This window comes from Nonomuraea sp. N2-4H (assembly GCF_045291505.1).
GTDB lineage: Bacteria > Actinomycetota > Actinomycetes > Streptosporangiales > Streptosporangiaceae > Nonomuraea > Nonomuraea fastidiosa.
Genome location: NZ_CP147987.1, coordinates 7,211,657 through 7,224,123 on the forward strand (window position 1 = coordinate 7,211,657; position 12,467 = coordinate 7,224,123).

Consider the following 12,467-nt stretch of genomic DNA (forward strand, 5'->3'; position numbering starts at 1 on the left):
CTAGAGGAGTGCCTCGCCGATCATCACCAGGCCGAAGATCGCGAACGCGGCGGCGGCGCCGTACTTGATGATCCGCTCGGGCAGGTGCTTGCCCAGCATCCGGCCGACCACGATGGCCAGGGCGTCGGCGGCGACCATGCCGACCGTCGAGCCGATCCACGTGCCCAGCCAGTCGTGCTTGGTGGCGAGCGTGATCGTGGCCAGCATCGTCTTGTCACCCAGCTCGCTGAGGAAGAACGCCACGGTCACCGCGATCAGGGCGTTTCTGGTGGTGCGGCGGGCCTTGCTCGCCTCCTCCTCGGTCAGCTCGTCGCCGCGCAGCGTCCACAGCGCGAAGCCGAGGAACGCGATCCCCGCCACGATCGAGATGGCCGTGGTGGGCAGCGCGGTGCCGATCAGCCCGCCCAGGGCGACACTGGCGAGGTGGACGGCGGTGGTGGCGATGGTGATGCCGGCCAGCACGGGCCAGATCTTGAACCGGGTGGCGAACGTCATGGCCATCAGCTGGCTCTTGTCGCCCAGCTCGGCGATGAAGATCGCACCGAGACTGATCCAGAACGCTTCCAAAGGGGGTCCCCTTCCGCGCGACCGGACCGGAAGCGCGGCACCCAGGGGATTTCGGGCACGACTTCGGCCCGGCAGCGCCTCGTCGAACATGGCTGCCAGGCCGAAGGTCTCGTCCGCCCGCTTGTGGCCCGCGTGACCGGGCGTCACAGGACGCCAGTGTGTCGATCACGCGATTGGGACTACTCCCCTTCGGTAACTCACCGACACCTTAACAGGCCAGGCGTGGCTATTCCCCGAGGGCGCAGCCCACCATCACCGGCTCGTTGACCAGCGTGACCCCGAACTTCTCGCGCACGCCGTCACGCACCTCCCTGGCCAGCTCCAGCAGGTCGCGCGTGGTGGCGGCCGCGGCGGGGTTGGTGAGCGCGAGTGTGTGCTTGGTGGAGATGCGTACGGGGCCGCGCTCGTACCCCTTGGGGAAGCCCGCCTGCTCGATCAGCCACGCCGCCGGCACCTTGATCAGCCCGCCCGGTACCTCCCAGCGCGGATACCCGGGAGCCCTGACCTCCAGCTCCTGCGCCTGCTCGGCGGTGAGTATCGGGTTGGTGAAGAACGAGCCCGCGCTGCGCGTGTCGGGGTCGTCGGGGTCGAGCACCATGCCCTTGCCCCTGCGCAGCGCCAGAACGGCCTCACGGGCCTGCCCCAGCGGCACCCGGCCGCCCGCCTCGGTGCCGAGCCTGCGTGCCAGCTCCTCGTACGCGAGCGGCGCCGACAGCGCGGACACGTCGAGCGCGTACGTCACCGCGAGCACCACATAACGCCCCGGCTCCCGCTTGAAGACGCTGTCGCGGTAGGAGAACCCGCACTGCCGGGCCTCGAGGTCCACCACCTGCCGGGTGCGGCGGTCGTAGGCGCGCACGCACCGGATCGTGTGGGCGACCTCCTGGCCGTACGCCCCCACGTTCTGGATCGGCGTCGAGCCGACCTGGCCCGGCACGCCCGACATGCACTCGATGCCCGCCCAGCCCTCGCTCACGGCGCGCGACACCAGCGCGTCCCAGTCCTCGCCCGCCTCGGCGGTCACGACCACCTGCTCGCCGTCGCGCGAGACCGTCACGCCCTCGGTGGCCACCTTGATGACCAGGCCGTCGAAGCCCTCGTCGGCCACCACGAGGTTGCTGCCTCCGCCGAGCACCAGCGTGGGGGTCGAGGTCCGGTCCGCCTCCGCGACCAACGACACGAGCTGCTCCGCCGTGGTGGCCTCGGCGAAGTCGCGGGCGGGACCGCCCAGGCGCAGGGTGGTGTACGGCGCGAGCATCTCCATGACCGACAAGCTTATGAGGCGTGCAGCCCGCGCAGCACCTCCTCGTAGTTGCGGCGCGACTCCCGATCCGCGTAGTCGCCGGGCACGTCATGCGGGTGCAGCGGCAGCACCGGCGCGTGCCCATGGGGGACGACCAGGTCGCCCGGCAGTGCCAGGGAGAGCCGCAGGTCGGCGTGGCGGCCGTAGGCGGCGTCCGCGGGCAGCGCGGCCAGCGCCTGCGCCCTGCGTACGGCGATGATCCCGCCTGTGAGCGCCCGCACCTTGCCGGGGCCCGCCTCCACCCACGTTCGCCCGTCGGCGGACGGCTCCGCGCCCCGCCACCCGGCCGCGACCGCACCTTCGTTGACCGCCGCCACGAGCGGGGTCAGCGCGTCGCCGCGCAGCTCCAACCAGGTCTCCATGAGGACGTGCACCTCTGACTCGTCCAGGTGCAGCAGCTTGGCGCGGCTCTCGCCCCAGGTGGCCGTGCCGCCCCGCCAGTGCGGCGCCTCCCCTACATGCCAGACCGCGATCCGCTCCGGATGCCGCTCCGCCAGCTCCGCCAGCACGTCGCCGGCCCCGCTCACGTTGCCCAGGTCGATGGCCAGCACCCGGGCACCGGTGTGCTCGATCACCGACTCCACGCACCGCCTGACGTCCTCCGGCCAGCCGTCCACCAGCAGCCCGACGCACGCCGTCACGTCCCGCGTCTCCACGCGCTGCCGCTCGGTGTTCACGCCGAGGTCGTCCAGCCTGTTGGTGGCCAGCGTGGCGTCCCAGGTGCGCTGGGCGTGCAGCATGTCGTCGCCCGGGTCGCCGTGCTGGCCGGGGTCGCCGGAGAAGCCCAGCTCGGCGGCGGGGTTCATGCGGGCGTGGGCGCCGCGCGGGCGGGCTCCCGCCGTACCGATGCCGGACGCCCCCCTGGTGCCGGTGTGCTCACCGCCCGCCGTGTCGCGCCCGGTGCCGCTGACGCCCGCGACCTGCTCGATCCGTGCGGCCCTGAGATGGCCCGGCGGTTTTGCGTCGGTGACGGCGGAGACGGGGATCGATCGGACGGTGGGCCAGACGTGTCGCGCTGCTGTGGTCATAACCCAACCCGCTACCCAAGACCCACCCGCCCTATCACGCCCACCGAACCCCCGGCCGCCCTATGACGCCCACCGGACACCCACCCACCCCGTCACGCCCACCGGAACACCCGGCCGACCGGAAACGCTCTCCAGCCAGGAGCGCACCTGGCGAGGGGACGTCAGGGGTGGGGGACGAGGTCAGGAGAGCTGGACTACGGCCCTTGCCTTGGACAGCACCTTGGTGCCGCCCGCCATGGCGGTGAGCCCGATGACCACCCGCTTGTCGTCCAGCTTGTCCTCGATGACCCCACTGACCGTGATCGTCGCACCCCTGTCGTCGTCGGGCACGACCACCATCGACGAGAACCGCACCCCGAAGTCCACGACCGCACCGGGATCGCCCACCCAGTCGGTGACGAACCGCCCGGCCTGCGCCATCGTGTACATGCCGTGCGCGATCACGTCGGGCAGCCCGACCTTCTTGGCGAAGCGCTCGTTCCAGTGGATCTGGTTGAAGTCCCCGGACGCGCCCGCGTACATCACCAGGTCCAGCCGTCGCACCCGGTAGTCCACGGCCGGGATCTCCTGCCCGACCTCGACCTCGTCGTACTTCACCGTCGCGCCCATCTCAGCCCGCCCCTCCGCGCTCGATGATCGTGTTGTAGGTGACGCAGACCGGCTCGCCGTCCACCGTGCGCACGTCGCTCCTGACGGTCAGCAACTCGTTGCGCCCGGCGGTGCGGATGTCGGTGATGGTGGAGGTCATGACGAGCTCGTCGCCGGCGTGGATGGGGCGTACGTACTCGAAGCGCTGCTCGCCGTGGACGACCATGGCGAGGTTCAGCCCGAGGTCGGGATCGACCAGCGCCTCGCCGCCGCTCTGGAGGCTGAAGACGATGGGGAACGTGGGCGGCGCGATGACGTCGGGATAGCCGGCGGCCCTGGCGGCCTCGCGGTCGCGGTAGAGCGGGTTGTGGTCACCGATGGCGGCCGCGAACTCCTTGATCTTCACCCGGCTGACCTCGTACGGGGCACTGGGCGGGTACGTTCTGCCCACGAAGTCACGATTCAAGGCCATCGTTGCTCCCTCGGATGTCTCCGTACCGGCGTCGATGAGCGAGACGCTAACAGAACAACGTTCTGCTGTCCCTGCGATGAAACCCTTTTTGCCGAGCGGCCGAGACGCGCGGCGCAGGGCCCGGAAACGCAGGGACACAGGCCGATTGAGCGTACGCCAGAGACCTCGTTCACAAGGGCCGCAGCAACAAGAACCCATCGTCCAGGGAAGGGTCCACCGCCCGGACACACCGCACCAAACCCGCAACAACCCACCCGCCACGCCCTGGGGCCCCGCACCGGCGCTCCGGCCGAACCGGCGCGCGGGGCGACGGACCGCCGGCAACGCACAACAGCCCAACGCCCTGCCAACAGAACACCGACCGAGAACGACGCCCGCCGACCGCGACGGGACACCCGCGAACAGCGGCGGCAGGACAACCGCCCAAACGCAACAAGCCGGCGCCGCTATGGGACACCGGTTAGAACACAACGCACCGCCACCCGCAACGCGATGGTTCACACGGGACGGCCTGAGTCACGAGATGACCTAGAACACGGGACAGCCCGGAACACGGGGTGGCGGACGGCCTAGAACACGAGACGGCCCGAAGCACGGGACCACGGACGACCCAAGACACGAGACGACCCGAAGCACGGGACCACGGACGACCCAAGACACGAGACGACCCGAAGCACGGGACCACGGACAGCCCAAGACACGAGACGACCCGAAGCACGGGACCACGGACAGCCCAAGACACGAGACGACCCGAAGCACGGGACCACGGACGACCCAAGACACGAGACGACCCGAAGCACGGGACCACGGACAGCCCAAGACACGAGACGACCCGAAGCACGGGACCACGGACAGCCCAAGACACGAGACGACCCGAAGCACGGGATGACAAATGGCCTAAGACACGACAAACCGGCGCCCTACAGCGGGACGCCGGCTGTGCGTTATTGGAGATATTGAGACAGAAGCCCTGCCCGGAGAACCTATCGGGTCTCGCGGTGCGCGCGGTGGGTGCGGCAGTTGGGGCAGTACTTCTTCAGCTCAAGCCGATCCGGGTCGTTGCGCCGGTTCTTCCGCGTGATGTAGTTGCGGTGCTTGCACTCCTGGCAGGCCAGCGTGATCTTCGGCCTAACGTCGGTGGCAGCCACTTGGGAGTGCCTTTCTACGTTCGGGACATGGACACGCCCATACCCAGGTCGGTGGACCTGGGCTTGAGCAGTAGCGGAGGCCGGACTTGAACCGGCGACACAACGATTATGAGCCGTTTGCTCTGCCTGACTGAGCTACTCCGCCTTTGAGCCGGAACAACCCGGCCCGTAGAGGATACCCGAAGCGGCGAGCACGTGAGTAACTCACCCGATCGGGTGGGGTGCTTCCAGTATGCCTCAGGAACCCCCGTCAACGAAAATCGTTAAGCGGCATCCCCCGGCCGCTCCACGCGAGGGTGATCAGCGTAGCAGTGCCCCCCGTTCACAGCGAACCCCACCAGCCACCCCACCCGTAGAACCCACCCGGCGGCTGCCCGTAAGCCCGCCCCAAGCGCCCGTCCGTAAGCCCGCCGCAGCGCGGCTCCTCAGCCCACCTCAGCGCCGCCGCGAACCCGCTCCGGCGCCTGCCGGCGAACCCGCCCCGCCGCTCGCCTGTGCCTGTCGCCGGACTTAACTGATCCGCTTGGCCGCCGTAGCCCACGCCCGCACTCGCCCATCGCCGTAGATCGCGCCCGACGTCGCACGCAGGTCCCGTGAGCGCGCCCAGTCTCGCCTACCGCCGTAGCTCTACGCGCGGCCCGTACACCGGGCCGTAGGACCGCTCCTAGCGCGCCCTCTCGGTCGATCACACGCCGTCGTGAGGCGTCCTCCGGGGCAACCCCTCGCGGGCCGCTCGGCCCGGATCGTCCCCTCGGCTGCGCGCCTGAGCCCGCCGCCCCCTGTGCATCGCTGACGGACACCCGTTGGGCGTCGCCAGTCCGCCCGAGCCCCACACACGCCCGCCCCCGCACGCCGGTCCCAGGCTCACGCCCAACCGCGCACGCCGGTCCCACACTCACGCCAACCACGCAACGCCACTCTCACGCCCGCGCCTAACCCCACACCGCCTCCAGCCCCCGCCCAACCGCACACGCCGGTCCCTCACTCACGTCAACCACGCAAACGCCACCCCCGCGCCCGCGCCTAACCCCACACCGCCTCCGGCCGCGCCCCACCGCGCAGGCCGGTCCGTGGCTCGCGCCCAGCACATCGGCTCGCGCCCGCCCTCACTGTCCCTGGCTCGTGCTCGGCCCCGCACCGTCGCGGGCTCGTGCCACCCCGGGCTCGTGCCGCCTCTGCATCGTCCCGAGCTCGTGCCGCCTCCGCACCGTCCCGAGCTCGTGCCGCCTCCGCACCGTCCCGAGCTCGTGCCGTCCTGGGCTCGTGCCGTCTCCGCACCGTCCCGAGCTCGTGCCCGGACCACGTTCGGCCGCCGTGAGTGCGTGTGCTCGGCTTCGGTGAGCCGCCGGGCTTTCGCGCCGGGCGTCACCGACCCGGCCAACCCGGCCCGCCTGTCGTCCGTGCCTGTCGCCGGGCTGTGCCGTACCGGCTCTCCGTCCGTGCCGTCGCCGGGTCGCGCCGGACCGGCTCGGCGGCCGAGATCCCGCTCCCGGCCTCGCCAGGCTGCGGCGAACCCCTGCCACGGCTGCGGGCCGTCCCCCGCTGCGGGCCGGTCCCCGGCCACGGCCGTTCCCGGCCACGGCCGTCGCCGCGCATCGCATCAAGCTTGGGTTCGCCCTGGCCCGGTCGGTCGTCCTGCACCCCGGCTCTACCCCGGCCGGGCGGTGCGGGCCTCAGCTTCGCTTCTTGAGGCCGCGTTTCTCGGACGAAGGACGGCCCGGGGCAAACGAAAAACGCCCGGCTCCGGGACCCCGAGCGGGCGTTGACTCGGTTTCGAGTGGAGCCCCCAAACGGAATCGAACCGTTGACCTTCTCCTTACCATGGAGACGCTCTGCCGACTGAGCTATAGGGGCCTGTCCGGCGCTGCGGACAGGTGTAACCATACACGGCACTCACCGATGATGCGAACTCGTTCGCGTCCTCTCGCCGGAGTCCGCCGCCGAAGCCCCGGTGACGGCCGCGGAACGGCGGGCGGGGAACTCGATGACCTCGCACAGATCGGCCAGATCGACCAGCGCGGCGACCTCGGCCACGGACGTGCAGTCGGCGACAACCCACCCGTTTCTGCGCACGCGAAGCACCTGGCGCCCCCCGCGTACGGCCCCGACGACCTCCCAGCCGTCGAGCCCGACCCAGCGCCTTGCCATAGGCCTGTCCATAGCGGCTCAGATTAGCCGTGGGGTCTCTCAATTTTCGTCGCGCACCACGCGTTACCGGCATACCGGATCGGCACGGAAGCGCTCAGTAGCGGTAGAAGCCGGCGAAGTCCTTCTTGGCGGCGATGGAGTCGACGCGCACGACGGCCCCGGTCTCCGGGGCGTTCATCATCCGGTCGCCACCGAGATAGATGCCGACGTGGTGGGTCTTGATCCGCTTCTTACCGATCTTGCCGAAGAAGACCAGGTCACCGGGGCGGGGCTGCTTGACGCGGCGCATCTTGCGTACGTGCGCGTCGGTGTTGCCGGGGCCCAGCACGTCGCGGCCGTACGCGAGCGCGTAGACCCAGCGGGTGAAGCCCGAGCAGTCGAGGCCGCGCGTCCTGGCGGCCGGGCAGGGCTTGATCGCGCCCCGGTAGCCCAGGCAGGTCCCCTTGGACGGCCCTGGGGTGGGTCCGTGGCCGCCGCCCCAGGAGTAGGGGATGCCGCGCTGCTCGATCTCGTACGCGATCCGCACGGTCAGCGGCGGCAGCGACAGGCCCTGGGGCATCGACGCCGTGGCGGTGAGCAGGAGCAGGGAAGCCGCCACGGCCACCCGCCGCCGCCTCATTCCGCCCCCCTAAAAGCCGATTTATCGGGCTTTAAGGGTAAGTTTCACCGATCCCACGGTCACGTACATCCCGACCGTGCCCTTCGCCTTCCGCGGCTTGGTCGTGAACGTGAACGTCGCCTTACGCCCCCGCGGCAGCTCACCGACCACGCACCGCACGGCGGTCCCGCTGAACTTGCAGCCCGGCGCCTTCACCACGCGCTGCCCGCCGAAGGCGCGCCCCGACAGCTTCACGTTCGTGACCGGGTGCGGCCCGGTGTTGGAGATCGTGACCGAGTACGACGTCCGCCCCTTGGCCCGGCCCGACACCCGCACCTCGGCCGGCGGGTTGGCCAGCTCCTTCAGCGCGGACTCCGAGCCGTTGAACGCGTTCTGGCCGCCCACCAGCGGCCCCTTCTCCGCCGACTGCCAGAACGTGTAATTCTTCCAGCTCTTCGGCAGCTCGCCGGGCTCGCTCCCCCAGCGCGCCAGCCAGAGCGGGTTGGCGGCGAACTTCTTGGAGTCGCCCGTGCACGTACGCCACCAGCTCGTGGTCGTGTAGATGATCGCCCGCCGCCCGGTGGCCTCGTAGTACTTCGCGGTGAAGTCCTTGATCCAGGCGACCATGTCCTGCACGGACAGACCGTAACAGGTGTTCTTGCCGTTTCTCTCCTTGTACGGGTTGTCCTCCAAATCGAGAACACCCGGAAGCGTCAGCCCATCGCTTACCCAGTTACCGCCGTTCTGCAGGAAATAGTCGGCCTGCGCTCTCCCATCGGATTCGTGCGGTTGCGCGAAGTGATATGCGCCGCGGATGAGACCCGCAGCGGCGGCGCCGCCGTACTGGGAGTCGAAAAGCGGATTTCGATAGTTCGTACCCTCGGTGGCCTGCACGAACGCGAATTTTCCGCCACCGGCGGCCACGGCCGGCCAGTCGATTTCGCCCGTCCAGTTACTGACGTCCACACCGGGCACGCCGTCGGCCGCGTGGGCGACCCCGGTCATGCCGACCGACGCGATCGCCGCGAATAACAAGAGACGTTTCACGCCGGTGATCATTCCGGAGCCGTGCACCATTTCGCAAGCTCGGAAATATCAACTTCTCGGGTGGTATCGACGCGGCGGACCGGCCCCAGTCCCAGCGGCCGCGCACCGGCCGCCCACTCCGCCCACCGCTCGTCGCCGACCTCGCCGTCATGGTGCACGGGATGCCGTACGCGGCTCTCGTACCGCTGCCTGGCCACCGTGAGCGGCACGTCGCACCAGACCTCGCGCACGCGCGGGCCCGGCTCGACGCCCGCCCGCCGCAGCCCCGCGAGCACGACCGGCCGCAGCGGCGCGAGCCAGGGGCTCTCCAGCACCGCGCCGGGCCCGGCGGTGGCGAGCAGCGTCCACATGCTCTCGCCGGCGGCCATGCCCAGGTGCCTGCTCCACGCGCGCGGCTCCACGCCGGCGGGGCGCGGGATCGTGTCGGCGAGCGCCTCCTTGATCGGGTCCTTGCCGAAGACCGGCCGGGCTGCTGTTCGACATGCGCCAGCCGCTGCTGTTCTTGTTCCTTTTCGGGTCGTTGCTGAGCGGGGCCGTCGGGTCGTCGTGGCAGTGGTTCGTGCCGGGCATCCTGGTGATGATGTGCCTGACCGGGCCGATGAGCGCCGGTTACACGCTGCTGGTCGAGCTGATCGGCGGCGCCATGGAACGCATGACGGTGACGCCGCTGAACCGCACCGCGCCGCTGGTCGGCAAGAGCGCGAAGGCTGTGCTCACGCTGGCCGTGCAGGCCGTGTTGATCGTCGCGCTGGCGCTGCCGCTCGGGTTCGAGCCGCACGCGGCCGGGGTGCCGGCCGGGCTGGCGCAGCTCGCGATCTTCGGGGTGGGGCTGGGTGCGCTGTCCTTCGTGCTGGCGATCACGTCGGTGCCGAGCGGCACGCTGTTCTACGTCGTCACCCAGTCGGTGCTGTTCCCGCTGCTGCTGCTCTCGGGGGTGCTGCTGCCGCTGGAGACCGCGCCGGGCTGGCTGCGGACGCTGGGGCAGATCAACCCGGTCACGTACATCGTGGACGCCCAGCGCGCGCTCTTCGCCGGCGACCTGGCCGCGCCCAGCGTGCTGTACGGCACCGCCGCCGCCTGCGCCGTCGCCGCGATCGGCCTCTACCTGGGCAACCGTGCCATGCGCCAGGGGCTGTGAGCCGTTTTGACAGCGTCGCGCGGCCGGGACCACAGTGAGCCGGTGACTTCCGTGCTGGCCACTTTGACCGTTCCATGGATCCCGGTCGCGCATCGGCTCGAGGTGATCGAGACCGCGAGCCTGCCGCCCGACGGGCGGGTGACGTCGGCGTTCGCGTTCGTCTCCGACGCGGACGGCCGCACGCTCATGACGTGCGTCGACCGCGAGGGGCGCGGCTGGGACATCCCCGGCGGTCACCTGGAGCCGGGCGAGGATCCCGTCGAGGCGGCGGCCAGGGAGCTGTACGAGGAGACCGGGCTGCGCCTGCCGCCGTCCGCCCTGTCGGTCTTCGCCTGGCAGCGCATCGAGCTGCTGGAGCCGCCGCCCGCCGGCTACCGCTATCCGGCGCTGGCGTACATGGTGATGTGCCGGGCCGCGCTGCCGGGGCCCGGCGTGTCCACCAGCCCGCCCGCCGGGTCGGAGAGCACGCGGGCGGCGTGGCTCACCAAGGACGAGATCGACCGCCTCTGCGGGCCCCAGACCTGGTCGATGCTGCTCTAGGCGGTGTTGCTTCAGGCGGTCCGCGCGCGCTCCAGGTCGGCGTCCGGCCGGTAGAGACGCTCGGGGATGGTGGCCAGCGTGGAGCGGTGGACCTGAGGTCCGAGGCCGTACAGGTGCTGGAAGCTCATGATGAGCGGCCGCCAGGCGTCCGGGTCGATGCGGTCGGCGGTGCCGGTCATGCGGATGTCCTCGTGCACCCAGACGCGCTGCACCCGCACCTCGAACGCGAGCACGCCGCCGTCATCGACGGGGTGGTGGCGCTCCAGCACGGCCTCCATGGCGACCGGGCATTCGGCCGCGCGGGGCGGCGCCACCGTCTCCGACTCGACCGGCGTGAGCCCGGCCCGGCCGAACTTGTCGCGGACGGTCCGGTAGCCCCGCCGCCGCTTGCCCTCCGGCACGGGGTCGGAGCCGGTGGTGAGCGCCAGCCGGTCCACCGCGCCCGCGAGCGCGTCCGACGGCAGGTTCAGCAGGCACTCGCGGGTCCGCAGCAGGTTCTCCGCCGTCTTGGCGCGCCTGCCCAGGCCGAGCACGTGCTCGCGCCACGCGCTGGCGGCGATCGGACCTCGCGTCAGGAGCCGCCGCAGAGGGTCAGCCGCAGAACGTCTTGACGGCGATGCCCATGACCTCCTCCGTCGTCGGGTTGCGGGTCGAGGGGTTGAGCGCCATGGTGAGCGACTTGCCGGAGTCCGAGCGGAACGCGAACGTCAGGTAGCCGATCAGCTCGCCGCTGTGCCCCCACACGGTGCCGCACGGCAGCCGGTACGCCTGCAGCCCGAGCCCGTAGCCGAACCCGGCCCCCGTCTCGACGGTCGTGCGCATGGCGCGCAGCGACTCGGCGCTGGTCAGCTTGCCGCCGAGCAGCGCCGCCAGGAACCGCTCCAGGTCGGCCGCGGTCGAGATCATCTCGCCGGCCGCCCAGTCGAGCGAGGGGTTCATGCGGGTCGCGTCCACCAGCGTGCCGTTCACCGGCTCGTACCCCTTGGCGTGCGGCGACGGCAGGCCCGCGCGGTCACCCGGCACCAGCGTGTGCCGCAGGCCCAGCGGGCGCAGGATGCGGCGCTCGATCTCCTTGCCGTACGGGCGTCCGGTCAGCTTCTCCACCAGCAGGCCGAGCACTACGTAGTTGGTGTTGGAGTAGTGCCACGTGCCGTCGTCCGGCAGCTTCTTTGCGAAGGCCACCTTCAGCAGCTCCTTCGGCTTGTACGAGCGGAACCTGGCCGCGCCGCGCCACCGGTTGGTGGAGTAGCCGGGCTCGCTCATGTAGTCGTACAGGTGGCTCGTGTGGTCGAGCAGCGCGCGGACGGTGATCTTCTTCCCGCCGGGCACCAGGCCGGGCAGGTGGTCGTCGATGGGGTCGTCCAGGCGTACTTTGCCCTCGTCCACGAGCTGGAGCACCACGGTGGCCACGAAGGTCTTGGTCACGCTGCCGATCCGGAAATGGCCGTTCGGCGACACCTTGCCGCCGCGCCGCAGGTCGCGCACGCCTGCGGCGCCCGTCCAGGTCTTGCCGCCGGCCGTGACGCGGGCCAGCGCGGCCGTCGCGCCCTTGCCCTCGACGATCTTCTCCAGGTCGGCGCCCACCCCCGGGCTCGCCGTCGCCACGGTCGCCGCCACCAGCACGTTCATCAGCGTCTGCATCATGGGCCCCAACGCTAGGGACGGCCGGCTTGCGGCAGAATGCGGTGCGCCGTCCACTTCCCCTGCGGAAAACCGCAGGACGTGCCGCCGTCAGGGGCTGGCGCGGCCGCCCCCGCTGACGGATGCTTCGGGCATGGGTGACTCACTGCTCTCGTACGCGTCCGGCGTCTCCGACGTGCCCCTGCTGGGCGAGACGATCGGGGCGAACCTGGAACGCACGGTGGCCCGGCATCCCGATAGGGAGGCGCT

Annotated in this window: 13 protein-coding genes, 2 tRNA genes and 1 pseudogene; 2 read left to right on the plus strand and 14 right to left on the minus strand. The window is 70.8% G+C overall.

What is annotated here, in order from left to right; genetic code table 11:
* From WBK31_RS33160 to WBK31_RS33215, 12 genes are all read right to left on the minus strand, one after another.
* The gene (locus WBK31_RS33160; protein ID WP_364062685.1) at positions 1 to 567 is read right to left on the minus strand and encodes a TMEM165/GDT1 family protein; all 567 of its coding nucleotides are present in this window, start codon (positions 565 to 567) and stop codon (positions 1 to 3) included.
* 226 nt (positions 568 to 793) lie between these two features.
* Positions 794 to 1,831: a UDP-N-acetylmuramate dehydrogenase gene (locus WBK31_RS33165; RefSeq protein WP_364062682.1), complete on the minus strand. Its 1,038-nt coding sequence runs from the start codon at positions 1,829 to 1,831 to the stop codon at positions 794 to 796.
* Positions 1,832 to 1,842: 11 nt separating this feature from the next.
* Complete coding sequence (locus WBK31_RS33170; protein ID WP_364062679.1) at positions 1,843 to 2,898, minus strand: hypothetical protein; 1,056 nt, start codon at positions 2,896 to 2,898, stop codon at positions 1,843 to 1,845.
* A 180-nt stretch (positions 2,899 to 3,078) separates the two neighbouring features.
* Positions 3,079 to 3,507 (minus strand): MaoC family dehydratase, encoded by a 429-nt coding sequence (locus tag WBK31_RS33175; RefSeq protein ID WP_364062676.1) that lies wholly within the window; start codon positions 3,505 to 3,507, stop codon positions 3,079 to 3,081.
* Position 3,508: 1 nt separating this feature from the next.
* On the minus strand, positions 3,509 to 3,958 hold the full coding sequence (locus WBK31_RS33180) for a MaoC family dehydratase N-terminal domain-containing protein (protein WP_364062673.1): 450 nt from the start codon (positions 3,956 to 3,958) through the stop codon (positions 3,509 to 3,511).
* Positions 3,959 to 4,941: 983 nt separating this feature from the next.
* Positions 4,942 to 5,106: a 50S ribosomal protein L33 gene (gene rpmG / locus WBK31_RS33185; protein WP_101786011.1), complete on the minus strand. Its 165-nt coding sequence runs from the start codon at positions 5,104 to 5,106 to the stop codon at positions 4,942 to 4,944.
* A gap of 71 nt (positions 5,107 to 5,177) precedes the next feature.
* Positions 5,178 to 5,251 (minus strand) — tRNA-Met (locus WBK31_RS33190).
* A 1,633-nt stretch (positions 5,252 to 6,884) separates the two neighbouring features.
* Positions 6,885 to 6,960, minus strand: a tRNA-Thr gene (locus tag WBK31_RS33195).
* Between the two features lie 39 nt (positions 6,961 to 6,999).
* Positions 7,000 to 7,254 (minus strand): transposase, encoded by a 255-nt coding sequence (locus tag WBK31_RS33200; protein WP_364062670.1) that lies wholly within the window; start codon positions 7,252 to 7,254, stop codon positions 7,000 to 7,002.
* Between the two features lie 94 nt (positions 7,255 to 7,348).
* Entirely contained in the window at positions 7,349 to 7,858 is a 510-nt protein-coding gene (locus WBK31_RS33205) for an NlpC/P60 family protein (RefSeq protein ID WP_364062667.1), read from the minus strand.
* A 36-nt stretch (positions 7,859 to 7,894) separates the two neighbouring features.
* Complete coding sequence (locus WBK31_RS33210) at positions 7,895 to 8,911, minus strand: lysozyme (protein ID WP_364062664.1); 1,017 nt, start codon at positions 8,909 to 8,911, stop codon at positions 7,895 to 7,897.
* On the minus strand, positions 8,908 to 9,267 hold the full coding sequence (locus tag WBK31_RS33215) for a hypothetical protein (RefSeq protein WP_364062661.1): 360 nt from the start codon (positions 9,265 to 9,267) through the stop codon (positions 8,908 to 8,910). Before WBK31_RS33215 ends, WBK31_RS33210 begins: the two co-directional genes overlap by 4 nt.
* Before the next feature lie 98 nt (positions 9,268 to 9,365).
* Here WBK31_RS33215 and WBK31_RS33220 point away from each other — a divergent pair.
* Positions 9,366 to 10,037: pseudogene (locus WBK31_RS33220) on the plus strand (ABC transporter permease); the annotation flags it as partial.
* A 42-nt stretch (positions 10,038 to 10,079) separates the two neighbouring features.
* The gene (locus tag WBK31_RS33225) at positions 10,080 to 10,577 is read left to right on the plus strand and encodes an NUDIX domain-containing protein (protein ID WP_364062658.1); all 498 of its coding nucleotides are present in this window, start codon (positions 10,080 to 10,082) and stop codon (positions 10,575 to 10,577) included.
* An 11-nt stretch (positions 10,578 to 10,588) separates the two neighbouring features.
* Here WBK31_RS33225 and WBK31_RS33230 read toward each other — a convergent pair whose 3' ends face one another.
* Together WBK31_RS33230 and WBK31_RS33235 are read right to left on the minus strand one after the other, a co-directional pair.
* The gene (locus tag WBK31_RS33230; RefSeq protein WP_364062655.1) at positions 10,589 to 11,110 is read right to left on the minus strand and encodes a flavin reductase; all 522 of its coding nucleotides are present in this window, start codon (positions 11,108 to 11,110) and stop codon (positions 10,589 to 10,591) included.
* A gap of 58 nt (positions 11,111 to 11,168) precedes the next feature.
* Positions 11,169 to 12,221 carry a serine hydrolase domain-containing protein gene (locus WBK31_RS33235; RefSeq protein WP_364062652.1) on the minus strand — a complete coding sequence of 351 codons (1,053 nt, stop codon included), beginning with the start codon at positions 12,219 to 12,221 and terminating at the stop codon, positions 11,169 to 11,171.
* Positions 12,222 to 12,467: the final 246 nt, after the last annotated feature.

Coding starts and splice junctions, on each gene's coding strand:
- WBK31_RS33170 (WP_364062679.1), bottom strand. CDS start 2,898: ATGACCACAGCAGCGCGACACGTCTGGCCCACCGTCCGATCGATCCCC.
- WBK31_RS33215 (WP_364062661.1), bottom strand. CDS start 9,267: ATGGCCGCCGGCGAGAGCATGTGGACGCTGCTCGCCACCGCCGGGCCC.
- WBK31_RS33180 (WP_364062673.1), bottom strand. CDS start 3,958: ATGGCCTTGAATCGTGACTTCGTGGGCAGAACGTACCCGCCCAGTGCC.
- WBK31_RS33165 (WP_364062682.1), bottom strand. CDS start 1,831: ATGGAGATGCTCGCGCCGTACACCACCCTGCGCCTGGGCGGTCCCGCC.
- WBK31_RS33200 (WP_364062670.1), bottom strand. CDS start 7,254: ATGGCAAGGCGCTGGGTCGGGCTCGACGGCTGGGAGGTCGTCGGGGCC.
- WBK31_RS33175 (WP_364062676.1), bottom strand. CDS start 3,507: ATGGGCGCGACGGTGAAGTACGACGAGGTCGAGGTCGGGCAGGAGATC.
- WBK31_RS33235 (WP_364062652.1), bottom strand. CDS start 12,221: ATGATGCAGACGCTGATGAACGTGCTGGTGGCGGCGACCGTGGCGACG.
- WBK31_RS33210 (WP_364062664.1), bottom strand. CDS start 8,911: ATGATCACCGGCGTGAAACGTCTCTTGTTATTCGCGGCGATCGCGTCG.